Source organism: Chania multitudinisentens RB-25, assembly GCF_000520015.2.
GTDB classification, from domain to species: Bacteria; Pseudomonadota; Gammaproteobacteria; order Enterobacterales; family Enterobacteriaceae; genus Chania; species Chania multitudinisentens.
Genome location: NZ_CP007044.2, coordinates 634,339 through 648,413, shown reverse-complemented (window position 1 = coordinate 648,413; position 14,075 = coordinate 634,339). Strand labels below are relative to the sequence as shown.

The window sequence follows — 14,075 nt, the reverse complement described above, 5'->3', positions numbered from 1 at the left end:
ACATATGTTGTCATTTAATCAGGTTTCCGCCCATTACGGCAAAATTCAGGCGCTGCATCAGGTCAGCTTGAATATTCAGCAGGGTGAGATCGTCACCTTGATCGGGGCCAACGGTGCCGGTAAAACCACGTTACTCGGTACGTTATGCGGTGAACCGCGCGCCTCCGAAGGCACCATCCAACTGCTGGATCAGGACATCACCCAGTGGCAGACTGCGCGCATTATGCGTGAAGCGGTGGCGATCGTGCCGGAAGGGCGGCGGGTGTTTTCCCGCATGACGGTGGAGGAGAATCTGGCGATGGGTGGTTTCTTTGCCACTCGTGAGCAGTACCAGCAGCGTATTGAGCGGGTGTTCAGCCTGTTCCCGCGCCTGTTGGAGCGCCGTAGCCAGCGTTCTGGTACCATGTCTGGCGGTGAGCAGCAGATGTTGGCGATTGGCCGCGCGTTGATGAGCCAGCCAAAGTTGCTGTTGCTTGATGAACCCTCGCTTGGGCTGGCACCGATCATCATCCAGCAGATTTTTGACATCATCCAGCAACTGCGCGAAGAGGGAATGACCATCTTTTTGGTGGAGCAAAACGCCAATCAGGCGTTAAAGTTGGCAGATCGTGGTTATGTACTGGAAAACGGCCGCGTGGTATTGGAAGATACAGGGGCTGCATTGTTAGCCAACGAAGCAGTTCGTTCGGCGTATCTGGGCGGCTAAAATACCCATTGTCTTGCAAGCTACGGCGTTGTTACCTGTATGCGCTGTTGTGGCCTTTATATCAGGGTGCGCTGGCACCCATATTTTTAACGATTACGAGAATAACCAATAATGAAGACAGAAGGACTACTCGCGCAGCGCATGGTGAAGGTAAAAAGCTCGGCAATCCGTGAATTGCTCAAGCACAGTAAAATGGAAAATGTCATTTCGCTGGCGGGTGGCATTCCTTCTGATGCGCTGTTTGATTTCGAAGGATTGAGCATTGCCACACAGCAAGCAATTACCGAACAGCCGAAAAGCGCGTTCCAGTATGGTTTGACCGAAGGTAGCTACCTGCTGCGTGAACGCATTTGTACCCTGTGTACCGAACGCGGCGTCAGCGCCAAGCCGGAAGATATTCTGGTCACAGCAGGCTCTCAGCAGGCGTTGGATCTGGTGATGCGTGCAGTCGTTAACCCAGGCGATGTGTTTGTGGTAGAACGCCCGACCTATCTGGCGGCATTGCAGACGCTGGAGCTGGCAGAAGCCAACGTGATGTCGGTTTCCTCAGACAGCGATGGCATGGTGGTTGAAGAACTGGCTGAATTGCTGAAAACCCAGAAAATCAAAGGGGTATACGTGGTGCCGAACTTCGGCAACCCCACTGGCCTGACCCTGAGTGCCGCACGCCGTGAGCAATTGGTGAAGCTGGCTGCTGAGCATAATTTCCTGATTGTGGAAGATGATCCCTACGGTGAACTGCGTTTTACCGAAGAGCGCAATGCGACGCTGTATCAGGTTTCACAACAGATGTTGGGCCATACCGATAACATCATCTATACCTCCACGTTCTCCAAGATCCTGGCGCCAGGCCTGCGCTTGGGCTGGGCGATCCTGCCGCCGTTTCTGCTGCACAAGATCGCTATCATCAAGCAGGCGGCCGATCTGCATGCCAGTTCGCTGTCGCAAAGCATCGCTGAATGTTATCTGGGCCTGAACCGTTTGCCGGCACAGATCGAGAAGATCCGCGCGGCCTATAAACAGAAGTGTGGCATTCTGGCCGGGTTGGTTGAAAAAGAGCTGGGTGATGTGATCAGCTTTGATATGCCAAAAGGCGGCATGTTCCTGTGGGCGCGTTTCCGCCAGCCGTTCAATGCCACCGAGTGGCTGAAAGCCACGCTGGATCAGGGTGTGGTGTTCGTTCCGGGGGAATACTTCTTCTCCGATCGGGCGGATCATTCCACGTTCCGCCTGTCGTTTGCGACGGCCACTGAGCAGCAAATGCAGGAAGCGGTCGCCCGCCTGCGCCGCGCGCTGTAATCTCTTTGCGGCGGCGTGGAATATTTCCATACCGCCGCTATCACATTACCATCTGTATCGTTCTCTCTTACTTTCAACGAAACCTTGCCGCCTGCGGGCAGCAGGTTATATTTACAGTTGCCTGCGCAGGCGCTGCACTTTTTTGATACCCACAGTGGATTACGGATGGAATGATGATCACAGTCTGGCCTTATCCTCATGTCGCTGCTCATCGCGGTGGCGGTTCCTTGGCACCGGAAAATACCTTGGCGGCGATCGATGTCGGCGCACGCCACGGCCACAAGATGATCGAGTTTGACGCTAAATTGGCGCAGGATGGGCAGATCTTCCTGCTGCATGATGATACGCTCGATCGTACCAGCAACGGCTGGGGCGTGGCGGGCGATTTGCCGTGGGAAAAGCTGGAGCAACTGGACGCCGGTAACTGGTATAGCGCGGCGTTTAAAGGCGAACGTCTGCCTCTACTGGCGGAAGTGGCCGAGCGTTGCAAACAGCATGGCCTAATGGCCAATATCGAGATCAAACCGACGCTGGGTGTGGAAGACGAAACCGGTCGGTTGGTGGCACTGGCAGCGCGCCTGCTGTGGCAAGGGCAGACCGATCCACTACTTTCCTCATTTTCCGTCGCAGCACTGGCGGCCGCGCAGCGTGCGGTGCCGGAATTACCACGTGGCCTGCTGCTGGATGCGTGGCATGACAACTGGCGCGAATTGACCGAACAGCTTGCCTGTGTCTCGCTGCATATTAATCACAATGCCTTGACCGCCGAGCGGGTAAAAGTGCTGAAAGATGCTGGGCTGCGCATTCTGGTATATACCGTTAACCACCCCGAGCGCGCGCGTTTATTGTTGAATTGGGGCGTTGACTGTATTTGTACTGACCGGATAGATTTAATTGGCCCGGATTTCTCAAACGGTTAATTTTCCGTTGCATGGCGCAGTTCGCTGCGCCGCTCAATAATCCTTTGGCATTCATGAAATCTTGCGACGTCAACCCTTTGCCGCCGCGCCACCGGAAGGGATATGATGCCTGCTTTTATTGTTTCACTGTGGCACCAGATAGTGCTGTCTTTGCCGCTATTTGTCTTGATCGTGCTGGGATATGGCCTTATCCGTTGGGGTAAGTGGCCTGCCAGTATCACCGATGGCCTGACCCGTTTCGTATTTTCTCTCGCTCTGCCCGCCATGCTGTTCCGCATGATGTGTGATTTCTCGCAACGTCCGGCAGTGGATGCCAGATTACTGATCGCCTTCTTCGGCAGTTGCCTGATCGTGTTCGTTATCGGCCGTATTATTGCCTGGCGGCTATTTAAATTGGATGGTGTGTCAGGTTCAGTGTTCGCGCTGGGTGGCATTTTTTCCAATAACGTGATGCTTGGCCTGCCCATTGCCAGCGTGCTGCTGGGGGAAGCGGCGATCCCCTCGGTTGCCTTGGTACTGGTGTTCAACGGCCTGATCTTATGGACATTGGTGACCATCTCCATCGAATGGGCGCGCAACGGTTCGCCCACGCTGAACGGTTTCGTCAAGACGGCGCGCAGCGTGCTGACCAACCCACTGATTATCGGCATTCTTTCTGGCATGCTGTTCAGTTTGAGCGGGTTACCGTTGCCCACGTTTGTCGATCAGCCGGTTAGCATGCTGGGCCAAGTGGCGGCGCCGTTGTCGCTGGTGGTGCTCGGTATGGGTTTGGCGGAATACCCGATCAGCGAAGGCTGGAAACTGAGCAGTGGCATCTGTTTCCTTAAACTGCTGGTGCAGCCCATGGTGATCTGGCTGTTGGCCTGGGCGATGGATCTGCCGCCGATGGAAACCCGCGTCGTGGTACTGTTGGGCTCAATGGCCGTGGGGGTGAACGTTTACCTGATGTCACGCCAGTTCAACGTGCTGACTGGCCCAGCGGCTACCAGCCTGGTGATGTCCACCGTGTTGGCGGCGATCACTACCCCGTTGATCCTCACCATTATGGGTGTTCAGGTATAATTTGTTGCTGCAAGAGGGGAAGCCTGTGGTGTAAAACCGCTTTTTGGTTTATTTTTGTACATAGGTAAACCTATTTTTCGTCATGTTGCTTGCCGCCTTCCGTTATAATCGCTTTTTGGATCTTTTAGAGTGAATTTGACGTGTGGCTTCTGGTTATTACCACCATTTTATGGGCATTTTCGTTTAGCCTGATTGGCGAATACCTGGCGGGTCATGTCGACAGCTGGTTCTCGGTGTTGATGCGCGTTGGGTTGGCCGCGCTGGTGTTCCTGCCATTTTTGCGCTGGCGCAATATCGGGCTGAAAGTGATCTTGTTGTATATGCTGGTGGGGGCCTGCCAGCTTGGCATCATGTACCTGTTTATTTTCCGTGCCTACCTGTACCTGACGGTGCAGGAATTCCTGCTGTTCACCGTGCTGACGCCGCTGTATATCACTCTGATCTATGATCTGATCAGCGGTCGCCGTTTGCGTTGGGGCTATGTATTCAGCGCGTTACTGGCCGTGCTGGGTGCGGCGATTATTCGTTATCACCAATTGAGTGAGCATTTTTGGTGGGGGCTGCTACTGGTACAAGCAGCGAATATCAGCTTTGCGATCGGCATGGTGGGTTATAAACGATTGATGGAAGTACATCCTTTGCCGCAACATACGGCGTTTTCCTGGTTCTACATGGGGGCGTTGGTGGTCGCTGTGATCGCTTGGTGCTTGTGGGGTAATCCGAACCAACTGCCGACCACCCACTTGCAATGGGGCATTTTGGTGTGGCTGGGCGCGGTGGCTTCCGGGCTGGGGTATTTTATGTGGAACTACGGCGCAACGCAGGTAGATGCTGGCACCCTCGGTATTATGAACAACATGCATGTGCCCGCTGGGCTACTGGTCAACCTGGCTATCTGGCAACAACAGCCGCACTGGGGCAGTTTTCTCATTGGCGGAGCGGTGATCGTGGCTTCGTTGTGGGTACACCGCCGTTGGGTGGCACCTCAGGCCACGAAGTGACGTTCAATCCCGCGGAGCCAGCGGTTTGACGTTGGCAAGACCCGCGCCGGGCCGCGCGGCATCGCGCACAAACGGCAGGTGATCGCAGGCGTGCTGGCGTGTGGAGCAGATAAACGCCTCAATAACGGCCTGGCGTTGCTCGCCATCACGCACGGCGGCATACAGTCGGCTCCACAGGCCATCGCCCAGGGTTTTGGTCACCACTAACCCTTGGCGCTCAAAACTTTCCACCACCCAGTGCGGCAATGCAGCGATGCCCATCCGTGCCGATACCATCTGCACCAATAACAGCGTGTTATCCACATTCTTCAGTGTCGGGTTGATCCCCGCCGGTTGCAGGAAATGCCGCCAGATATCCAGCCGCTGGCGTTGTACCGGGTAAATCATCAGCGTTTCATCGCATAAATCTTCCGGTTCGATGTGTGGCTGGTTTGCCAATGGGTGATCTGGAGCCAATACCAACCGCACTTCAAAATCGAACATTGGTGAATAGTGCAACCCGCTGCGTGGCAAAATATCTGAGGTTAACACCAGATCCAGTTCGCCCTGCTGCAAGGCAGGCTGTGGATCGAAGGTCACGCCTGATTTGAAATCCATCACCACCTGCGGCCAACTCTGGCGGAAATTATCCAGCGCTGGGGTGAGCCACTGGATACAACTGTGGCACTCGATGGCAATACGCAGCGTGGCCTGATGAGGTTCGTTGCAGGCCTGTAGCGCCTGTTGAATCTGTGGTAACACCTGCTCTGCCAACTGCAACAGGATCTCGCCTTGCGTGGTAAAGCGCAGCGGTTGGCTTTTGCGCACGAACAGTTTAAAGCCCAAGCGTTGTTCCAGATCGCTGAACTGATGCGAAAGAGCCGATTGTGTTTGATGGAGCTGTGCGGCAGCGGCAGCCAGTGAACCGGTATTGCGCAGTGCTTGTAGCGTCCTTAGGTGTTTCACTTCGATCATGAGAGTCCTTCACAGTGACAGTGAGCAAATTGCGCTTGTGGTTAATACAGTACCTGTTGATTATGGATGTGTAAACATCTGGATGGCTAAATGAGAGGAAAGGCAATGACAATCCTAAATCACACACTGGGTTTTCCACGCGTTGGTCTGCGGCGTGAACTGAAAAAAGCGCAAGAAAGTTACTGGGCTGGCAATTCAACGCAGGAAGAATTGTTGGCGGTGGGCCGCGAGCTGCGTGCTCGTCACTGGCAACAGCAGCAGCAGGCCGGAGTTGATTTGCTGCCAGTCGGTGATTTTGCCTGGTACGATCACGTGCTGACCACTAGCCTGCTGCTGGGCAATGTTCCGGTACGCCATCAGAATCAAGATGGCTCGATCGATTTGGATACGCTGTTCCGCATTGGCCGCGGCCGTGCCCCTACCGGCGAACCGGCAGCGGCGGCAGAAATGACCAAATGGTTTAACACCAACTATCACTACATGGTGCCTGAATTCACCCAAGGCCAGCAGTTCAAACTGGGTTGGACGCAGTTGTTGGATGAAGTGGACGAAGCGTTGGCGCTGGGCCATAACGTCAAACCGGTGTTGCTGGGCCCGGTGACTTACCTGTGGTTGGGCAAAGTGAAAGGCGAACCGTTCGATCGCCTGTCGCTACTGGGTGCTATTTTGCCGGTGTATCAGCAAGTACTGGCCGAGTTGGCGAAACGCGGTATTGAATGGGTGCAGATCGATGAACCCGCGTTGGTGTTGGAGTTACCACCTGAATGGCTGAACGCGTTTAAACCCGCTTATACCGCGCTACAGGGCCAGGTTAAGTTGCTGCTGACGACCTATTTCGACAGCATTGGTCACAACCTTGACACTATTCGCACGTTGCCGGTGCAGGGGTTGCATGTGGATCTGGTAGCAGGCGATGATGATATTGCGGTACTGAATAATACGCTGCCGCAAGAGTGGTTGCTATCGCTGGGGGTGATCAATGGCCGCAACGTGTGGCGCGCCGATCTGAGTTACTGGTTCACACGTTTGCAACCGTTGGTGAACCGCCGCCCGTTGTGGATTGGCACCTCTTGTTCACTGTTGCATAGCCCGATCGATTTGAGTGTGGAAACTCGCTTGGATGAGGAAGTGAAAAGCTGGTTTGCCTTCGCCTTGCAGAAATGTGCGGAACTGGCGTTGTTGAGCGCTGCCCTGAATGCACCGGGTGCCAGCAGACAGGCGGAACTGGATGCTTATAGCGCACCGATCCGCGCCCGTCGCCAATCCAGCCGCGTACATAATGCGCAAGTGGAGCAACGCCTGGCGGCCATCACCGCCCAAGACAGCGAGCGTCAGCACCCTTATGAGCAGCGTGCTCAGGCCCAGCGTGACCGTTTTAACCTGCCAGCCTGGCCAACCACCACGATCGGTTCTTTTCCACAAACTACCGAAATCCGCGGCCTGCGTCTGAACTTCAAACAGGGCCGTTTGGACGGCAACCATTATCGCACCAGCATCGGTGAACACATCAAGCAAGCCATTGTGGAGCAGGAGCGTTTAGGCTTGGACGTGTTGGTACACGGTGAAGCAGAACGTAACGACATGGTGGAATACTTCGGTGAAAACCTCGATGGCTTTGTATTTACTCAAAACGGCTGGGTACAGAGTTATGGTTCCCGCTGTGTGAAACCACCGGTGATTATCGGTGATATCAGCCGCCCAGAAGCGATTACCGTTGAATGGGCGAAGTTTGCCCAGTCGCTGACCGACAAACCGGTAAAAGGCATGTTGACCGGCCCGGTGACCATTCTTTGCTGGTCGTTCCCGCGCGAAGACGTGACCCGTGAAGTGATCGCCAAGCAGATCGCGCTGGCATTGCGTGACGAAGTGGCTGATTTGGAGCAAGCCGGGATCGGCATCATCCAGATTGATGAACCTGCCTTGCGTGAAGGGTTACCGCTGCGCCGTTCTGATTGGGCGGCCTACCTGAACTGGGCGGTGGATGCGTTCAAACTGAACGCTGCCGTGGCGCAGGATGACACTCAGATCCACACCCACATGTGTTACTGCGAGTTTAACGACATCATGGATTCCATCGCGGCGCTGGATGCGGATGTGATCACCATCGAAACTTCACGCTCCGATATGGATCTGTTGGAAGCTTTTAAGGAGTTCGAGTACCCGAACGAAATCGGGCCGGGCGTATACGACATCCATTCGCCGAATGTACCCAGCGTGGAGTGGATCGAGGCGCTGCTGCGTAAAGCGGCGCAAAACATCCCGGCAGAGCGCCTGTGGGTTAACCCGGATTGCGGCCTGAAAACCCGTGGCTGGCCGGAAACCCGCCAGTCATTGGCCAATATGGTGTTGGCGGCTCAGCGGTTGCGCGAGCAGCAGGCGTAATCCTCAATGGTTTATTCAAGGGCGCTGCGGCGCCCTTTTGCTATGCAAGTGGTGCCGAAGTACTGCTGGGCCAGATGCGGTGGATTTGCTGCATCAACGCCGCGCTTAGGGCGGCAATATCTTGTGCCGCGGTGCTATGCATGGCTTCCATCACAATCAGTGCCTGGGTAGTGTTTGCGGAAACTGCCGAATAACCGCTTTGTCGATGAGTCCAACGCCGTGCGTGAGCGCGGCCAGTGGCGTCTGCAAAGATCACCTCACCAGGGGCCGGATGCTCTATGGTGCCGGAAAAGGTGTGGTAAATCTCGTGTCCTGTGGCCGGTCTAACCTGTAGATCTCCGCTGATTTTTTGCCGATCAAAAACCGCAATCGGAATGGCAAATGCCAGTGACAAGGCATTGCACAGATCGATTAATGGGAAAATGGCAGGCAGTGAACCTTCTTTGCGCCAGCGGCGCAGCAGGGATTCCGCTGCGCAGCGGTACTGGGTAGGTTTCAGCCCCATGTTAACGAATGCACGCCGCCAGGCTTGGATCTCCGCTAAATCGCTTTCGGTGCCACCGTTCAATTTGTCAATGGTTTGCTGGTTGAGATCCGCCACCGCTTGGCTGACATCTATCTGCTGCTCAACAGCATCAATGAACAGGCAACAAGAAACCAATGCGGGAAAAGCCGATCTGATACTGCTGGCGTAGGTAAAGTTCATGGTTCACCGGGAATGAAGTTGAGGTCAGTTGCACTACTGTGGCCTCTATCAATGGCGGCGTCTTGAACGAAATTGCAGCCGATTAGCTGCGGCGTTGATTGTTGGCATAGATGCCGGGAGAAACCCCAAGCGCTTGACGAAATTGCCGCGATAGATGGCTTTGGTCGGCAAAGCCCGCCGCTGCGGCGCTTTCTGCCAATGGAGTGCCGGCCGCAATCAATTGCCGAGCAACCTGGATACGGCGTTGGATCTGGTAAGCGTGTGGCGTGATGCCGGTAGCGCGCTGGAAGCTGCGTAACAGTTGGAAGCGACTCATGCCGCAAAGCTGTGCCAGCTCGGCCAGAGTCACCGGGCTGGCAGGATCATCGTCAATACGCTCTTTGGCGAGGCGGGGGGCTGGTGCGGTTTCTTTTGGTTCACTGACGTGGAGCAATCGAGCCAGCAGGAGCAGCAGTGCCTGTTCCTGCTGGAGGTTATGGTGTGATGCACAAGTTATACTTTTGAACAGACTACGGAAACTAGCGGCGGCGATGGCATCAACAAGTGCTGGGGATGAAAACTCGCTGTGGTGTGCGTTGCCAGCGGCAAGCTCGCCTATGGTGGCTATCACCACGGCCGGTTCCAGATAGAGCATTCGCCATGAGCGTGGCTGTTCGCCAATCGGGCGGCCATCATGCACCTCACCAGGATTGACGGTGATGACATCACCGGGCCCGGCTTCGACCTGCCCGCGCCCACTGAGTGATTTTTGTGCCCCATGTTCTATCAGCCCGATGCCAAACTGTGTGTGAAAATGCTTAGGATAGGCATGGCGGGTGGAAGCGAGCACGGCTTCGACGCCTGGCATAGAACAAGGAAGCATGCTGAAACTGACCGTCATCTGAAAATACTCCTTTGCGTATCAGCCTATCATTATTCTGCCCGAGGTCGTGTTTGCCGTCAGTAGGTGCTCAATCCCCAACGCACCTTGGTTTTTTGTTATTTCACACCCACTACACCGTGCTGGATAAACCAACTGAGCATACGCTGCCAGCCGTCGGTTGCCGCTTCGGCATGATAACTTGGACGATAATCGGCGTTAAATGCGTGGCCGGCTTCTGGGTAAACCACAATTTCAGCATCGGCATTGGCCGCACGAATCGCCTGCCGCATGTGTTCTACCGTCGTTAACGGGATACTGCTATCCTGGCCGCCATACAGGCCAAGCACCGGAGCGGAAAGATGAGTGGCGATATCAACCGGGTGTTTTGGCGAATTCAGGGTTTTTTCCCCCACTAATTTACCATACCAAGCCACGGCGGCTTTTAACTGCGGGTTATGTGCGGCATACAGCCAGGTGATACGCCCGCCCCAGCAAAAACCGGTGATCGCCAATTTGTTGGCATCACCACCGTGGCGTGTTGCCCAATGAGCGGCATGATCCAGATCGGTCAGCACTTGTCTGTCAGGCACTTGGCTGACCAGTTTTTGCAGAAGATCGCTGATATCGCTGTAATCCCTGGCATCCCCCTGGCGGAAGTAGAGTTCTGGGGCAATCGCCAAGTAACCTTGCTTCGCTAAACGGCGGCATAAATCCTGAATGTGTTCGTGTACACCGAAAATTTCCTGCACCACCAAGACCACAGGGAGTGGGCCAGAGTGATCGGCTGGTTTGGCGATATATGCCGGGAGGCCGTCACCTTGTGAAGGAATGGTGGTTTCGCCGGAATGGATGTCCCGCTCATCGGTCTGGATGGTTGACGTGGCTAGCGGTAGTACCACTGGGGCGAAGCCCCCCTGAGCCGGTTTCAGTGTCATCTCTTGTTCAGTTTTCATTGCGGTCTCCATGTAATTAATAGAGAAAAGCTCGGGAAGGGTTAACTATAGGTAAGATTACCGTTTATTGGCATCCTGTGGAGGATTTTCAGCCAGGTTGGCAAAAAATGCTTCACTATTTGGCATAGTGGCATTTTTACTATTTTTTCATCATGTTGTTCAATGGTCACACCTGGAATTAGCGGGCCGTCATGGCCCCGTTTTCATTGCGGTAACTTCAAGGCGTTAACAGCGGTTCAATGCATTCAAAATCTTGCAGGTTACACTCCTCGCAGGCTTTTGGGGTAGCAAAGGCCTTGATGGTAATGACTTCCCCATTGCGCTCGCAATCTGCCCGCATGGCGTCAACATCTTCCTTGGCGTAGGCAGCCATCATTCCCATAGTGATTTTATCTCTAGGTATGATGCTGTCATATTGGATAGACGGCCGAGTCATTGTTATGACCTTTTCTATATAGCCAGAAAAGTCTACCCCTTCGGGTTGCCATCTGATGATTTTCTTTCCCTTGTCCCAAAAGACAGCAGCCTCCCTGAACCCATCCTCCAACTGATAACCAATAGCGCAAAATGTGTTATCGCTGTCGTTAAACTTGGAGAGCAACATTTGATAGCGCATAGAGGGCAGGTAATAATCTTTATAGGGACTGACCTCCGTTATTTTAAAGCGTTTAACAACTTTTTCAGAATAAATGTAATCGCCTTTTCTTTCTTCAGCCTGAACCAGCCCGGTACATATCAGGCTGGCAACCAGCAAGATGATCCTCATTATTTTTTTCCCCTTCTTATTACCATGTGGGTAACTTCAAGGCGTTAACAACGGCTCAATGCAGTCGAAATCTTGCAGGTTATACTCCTCACAGGCTTTTGGGGTAGCAAAGGCCTTGATGGTAATGACTTCCCCATTGCGTTCGCAATCTGCGCGCATGGCGTCAACATCTTCCTTGGCGTAGGCAGCCATCATTCCCATAGTGATTTTATCTCTAGGTATGATGCTGTCGTATTGGATAGACGGCCGAGTCATTGTTATGACCTTTTCTATATAGCCAGAAAAGTCTACCCCTTCGGGTTGCCAGCTAATGATTTTCTTCCCCTTATCCCAAAAGATAATGGCTTCCCTGTGTCCATTTTCCAACTGATAGCCGATGGCACAGAAACGGTTATCACTACCATTTTTATTAGACGACAGCATCGTATAACGCATGGAAGGTCGATAATGCTCTTTATAAGGGCTGGTTTCAGTAATTTTGAAACGTTTCACTATCTTCCAGGAATAGATATAGTCGCCTTTACCCTCCTCAGCCTGAACCAGCCCGGTACATATCAGGCTGGCAACCAGCAAGATGATCCTCATTATTTTTTCCCCTTCTTATTACCATGTGGGTAACTTCAAGGCGTTAACAACGGTTCAATGCACTCAAAATCTTGCAGGTTATACTCCTCGCAGGCTTTTGGGGTAGCAAAGGCTTTGATGGTAATGATTTCTCCATTGTGTTCGCAATCTGCGCGCATGGCGTCAACATCTTCCTTGGCGTAAGACACCTGATCGGCCATGGTGATATCTTTTCGAGGTATGACGCTTTCGTATTGAATAGAAGGTGAGTAAGCATGAGATAAGGTGCTTACTTTTGCACTATAGTCACTGAAATCTACCCCTTCGGGTTGCCATCTGATGATTTTCTTTCCCTTGTCCCAAAAGACAGCGGCCTCCCTGAATCCATCCTCCAACTGATAACCAATAGCGCAAAATGTGTTATCGCTGTCGTTAAACTTGGAGAGCAACATTTGATAGCGCATAGAGGGCAGGTAATAATCTTTATAGGGACTGACCTCCGTTATTTTAAAGCGTTTAACAACTTTTTCAGAATAAATGTAATCGCCTTTTCCTTCTTCAGCCTGAACCAGCCCGGCACATATAAGGCTTGCAACCAGCAAGATAATTCTCATTATTTTTTTTCCTTCTTATTACCATGTGGGTCGGCCATAAATTCCGGTGTTAGCGTATAGAAGGTTTGCCCCTGTAAGTTCATTGCTACCTGAAAATTAATCCCCGGACTCCCCCCTTTCAGGGTACGCCAGCCGTACAATTTAGGGTTATGCTCCGGGCCGTTTAGCTGTCCGGTAGCTATTGCCAGTGCATGCTGGAATAGCTGACGATACAGCAGAAAATGCTTGCCTGCCCCCTGATTGCAAGATGTGATAAACCCTCCCAGACGGTCAATAATATCTTGAGTCATCTGAGGATAGCCCTTAAATCCCTCAACAGCTCTACCGGAACCAATCAAACCGAGCAGTGTGGGATTGTTTCTCGGTACATCCAGATAGTGAGGGTGGGGAAACGCCAGGCGGTTAAACAGCACCTGGCGCATATACTGCATCGCCTGCACGGCCTGGGCCATATCAAATCCGGGTGCCGTAGGTTGTATGGTTTCTGCCAGCAATACCCGCAAGAGTGCCAGTTGCTCTGCGGATAAATTTTCAGGCATTGAGATCGCACTGACGATATCAATTGACAGCGGCGGTAGACAGCGCTCAGAGAGTCCCGGCATACAGCGATAAGTTGCCCCCGACGTGGCGTTAAAACCATAAAGCATCACCCTGCCATGCCCTCTGGCGGTGATTTCAATGTCCTGCTCACGGCGTTTGTCATCCGCTTTTTTAACGACAAGGCCAAGCTGATGTTCAGGAGAGGCCCGAATGACCAGATGGCGGCCATCCGGCCCCAGTCCGTCAACTTTGAGATTGAGTTTCTCACCATGAGCCATATAGATAAGTTGGCTGATGGGAAGGGTTGATGCTCTCGTTCTGAAATAGGGGTTTGCCATTGCGTATCCTTTCGTCATAGGCATTAACGGAGAAACAAATTCACAATATATGACTGAAACACAAGAAATAAAATATCCAGATTCTGATATTTGATAACCGGGATGGCATGAATACTGGCACAGAGATTCCAGAAGGAAAGGCACGGGAGTCTGTAGTGGCTCAATAGTTCCAGACATCTCAATAGCCTGTTAATGTCACAACAGAACATTGAGGTCATCGAACATAACCCAACGTAAACGTACCCCAGAGTACAAACTGGAAGCCATCGAGCAAGTGCTTAAATACCAACAGCGTACTGTTTGATGCTGCCCTGGTTCGGCCACGGCATTGATGCCGTATTTTCTCAGTACGCTGGATGCCCTGGTCTGGCAAATGCAATGCTTGGCCAGTTTCTTGAGATATCTAAC

Annotated in this window: 14 protein-coding genes; 6 read left to right on the top strand and 8 right to left on the bottom strand. The window is 53.0% G+C overall.

The window, feature by feature from the left end; all coding sequences use genetic code 11:
• The first annotated feature begins 4 nt into the window (after positions 1-4).
• From livF to Z042_RS02775, 5 genes are all read left to right on the top strand, one after another.
• Positions 5-706 carry a high-affinity branched-chain amino acid ABC transporter ATP-binding protein LivF gene (gene livF, locus Z042_RS02795; protein ID WP_024912299.1) on the top strand — a complete coding sequence of 234 codons (702 nt, stop codon included), beginning with the start codon at positions 5-7 and terminating at the stop codon, positions 704-706.
• A gap of 111 nt (positions 707-817) precedes the next feature.
• Entirely contained in the window at positions 818-2,005 is a 1,188-nt protein-coding gene (locus tag Z042_RS02790) for an aminotransferase-like domain-containing protein (RefSeq protein WP_024912298.1), read from the top strand.
• 173 nt (positions 2,006-2,178) lie between these two features.
• Positions 2,179-2,925, top strand: coding sequence for a glycerophosphodiester phosphodiesterase (gene ugpQ, locus Z042_RS02785; protein ID WP_024912297.1), 747 nt, complete (start codon positions 2,179-2,181; stop codon positions 2,923-2,925).
• A gap of 105 nt (positions 2,926-3,030) precedes the next feature.
• Entirely contained in the window at positions 3,031-3,987 is a 957-nt protein-coding gene (locus Z042_RS02780; protein WP_024912296.1) for an AEC family transporter, read from the top strand.
• Positions 3,988-4,127: 140 nt separating this feature from the next.
• Positions 4,128-4,988: a carboxylate/amino acid/amine transporter gene (locus tag Z042_RS02775; protein ID WP_024912295.1), complete on the top strand. Its 861-nt coding sequence runs from the start codon at positions 4,128-4,130 to the stop codon at positions 4,986-4,988.
• A 3-nt stretch (positions 4,989-4,991) separates the two neighbouring features.
• Here the strand turns inward: Z042_RS02775 and metR are convergent, their stop codons facing one another.
• Positions 4,992-5,942, bottom strand: a complete 951-nt coding sequence (metR, locus tag Z042_RS02770; RefSeq protein WP_024912294.1) for an HTH-type transcriptional regulator MetR — start codon at positions 5,940-5,942, stop codon at positions 4,992-4,994.
• A 90-nt stretch (positions 5,943-6,032) separates the two neighbouring features.
• Here metR and metE point away from each other — a divergent pair, with 90 nt between their 5' ends.
• A complete protein-coding gene (gene metE, locus Z042_RS02765) occupies positions 6,033-8,324 on the top strand; it encodes a 5-methyltetrahydropteroyltriglutamate--homocysteine S-methyltransferase (protein WP_024912293.1) in 2,292 nt (763 codons plus the stop codon).
• Positions 8,325-8,364: 40 nt separating this feature from the next.
• Here the strand turns inward: metE and Z042_RS02760 are convergent, their stop codons facing one another.
• The 7 genes from Z042_RS02760 to Z042_RS02730 all read right to left on the bottom strand — a co-directional run bounded on the left by Z042_RS02760 (position 8,365) and on the right by Z042_RS02730 (position 13,667).
• Positions 8,365-9,030, bottom strand: coding sequence for a B3/B4 domain-containing protein (locus Z042_RS02760; protein ID WP_024912292.1), 666 nt, complete (start codon positions 9,028-9,030; stop codon positions 8,365-8,367).
• An 82-nt stretch (positions 9,031-9,112) separates the two neighbouring features.
• Positions 9,113-9,910 (bottom strand): AraC family transcriptional regulator, encoded by a 798-nt coding sequence (locus Z042_RS02755; RefSeq protein ID WP_202901325.1) that lies wholly within the window; start codon positions 9,908-9,910, stop codon positions 9,113-9,115.
• Between the two features lie 98 nt (positions 9,911-10,008).
• A complete protein-coding gene (locus tag Z042_RS02750) occupies positions 10,009-10,845 on the bottom strand; it encodes a dienelactone hydrolase family protein (RefSeq protein WP_024912290.1) in 837 nt (278 codons plus the stop codon).
• A gap of 217 nt (positions 10,846-11,062) precedes the next feature.
• Positions 11,063-11,611, bottom strand: coding sequence for a hypothetical protein (locus tag Z042_RS02745; protein WP_024912289.1), 549 nt, complete (start codon positions 11,609-11,611; stop codon positions 11,063-11,065).
• Positions 11,612-11,647: 36 nt separating this feature from the next.
• Entirely contained in the window at positions 11,648-12,196 is a 549-nt protein-coding gene (locus Z042_RS02740; protein WP_024912288.1) for a hypothetical protein, read from the bottom strand.
• Positions 12,197-12,231: 35 nt separating this feature from the next.
• Positions 12,232-12,789 (bottom strand): hypothetical protein, encoded by a 558-nt coding sequence (locus Z042_RS02735; protein ID WP_024912287.1) that lies wholly within the window; start codon positions 12,787-12,789, stop codon positions 12,232-12,234.
• Positions 12,789-13,667 (bottom strand): hypothetical protein, encoded by an 879-nt coding sequence (locus Z042_RS02730; protein ID WP_024912286.1) that lies wholly within the window; start codon positions 13,665-13,667, stop codon positions 12,789-12,791. Before Z042_RS02730 ends, Z042_RS02735 begins: the two co-directional genes overlap by 1 nt.
• Positions 13,668-14,075: the final 408 nt, after the last annotated feature.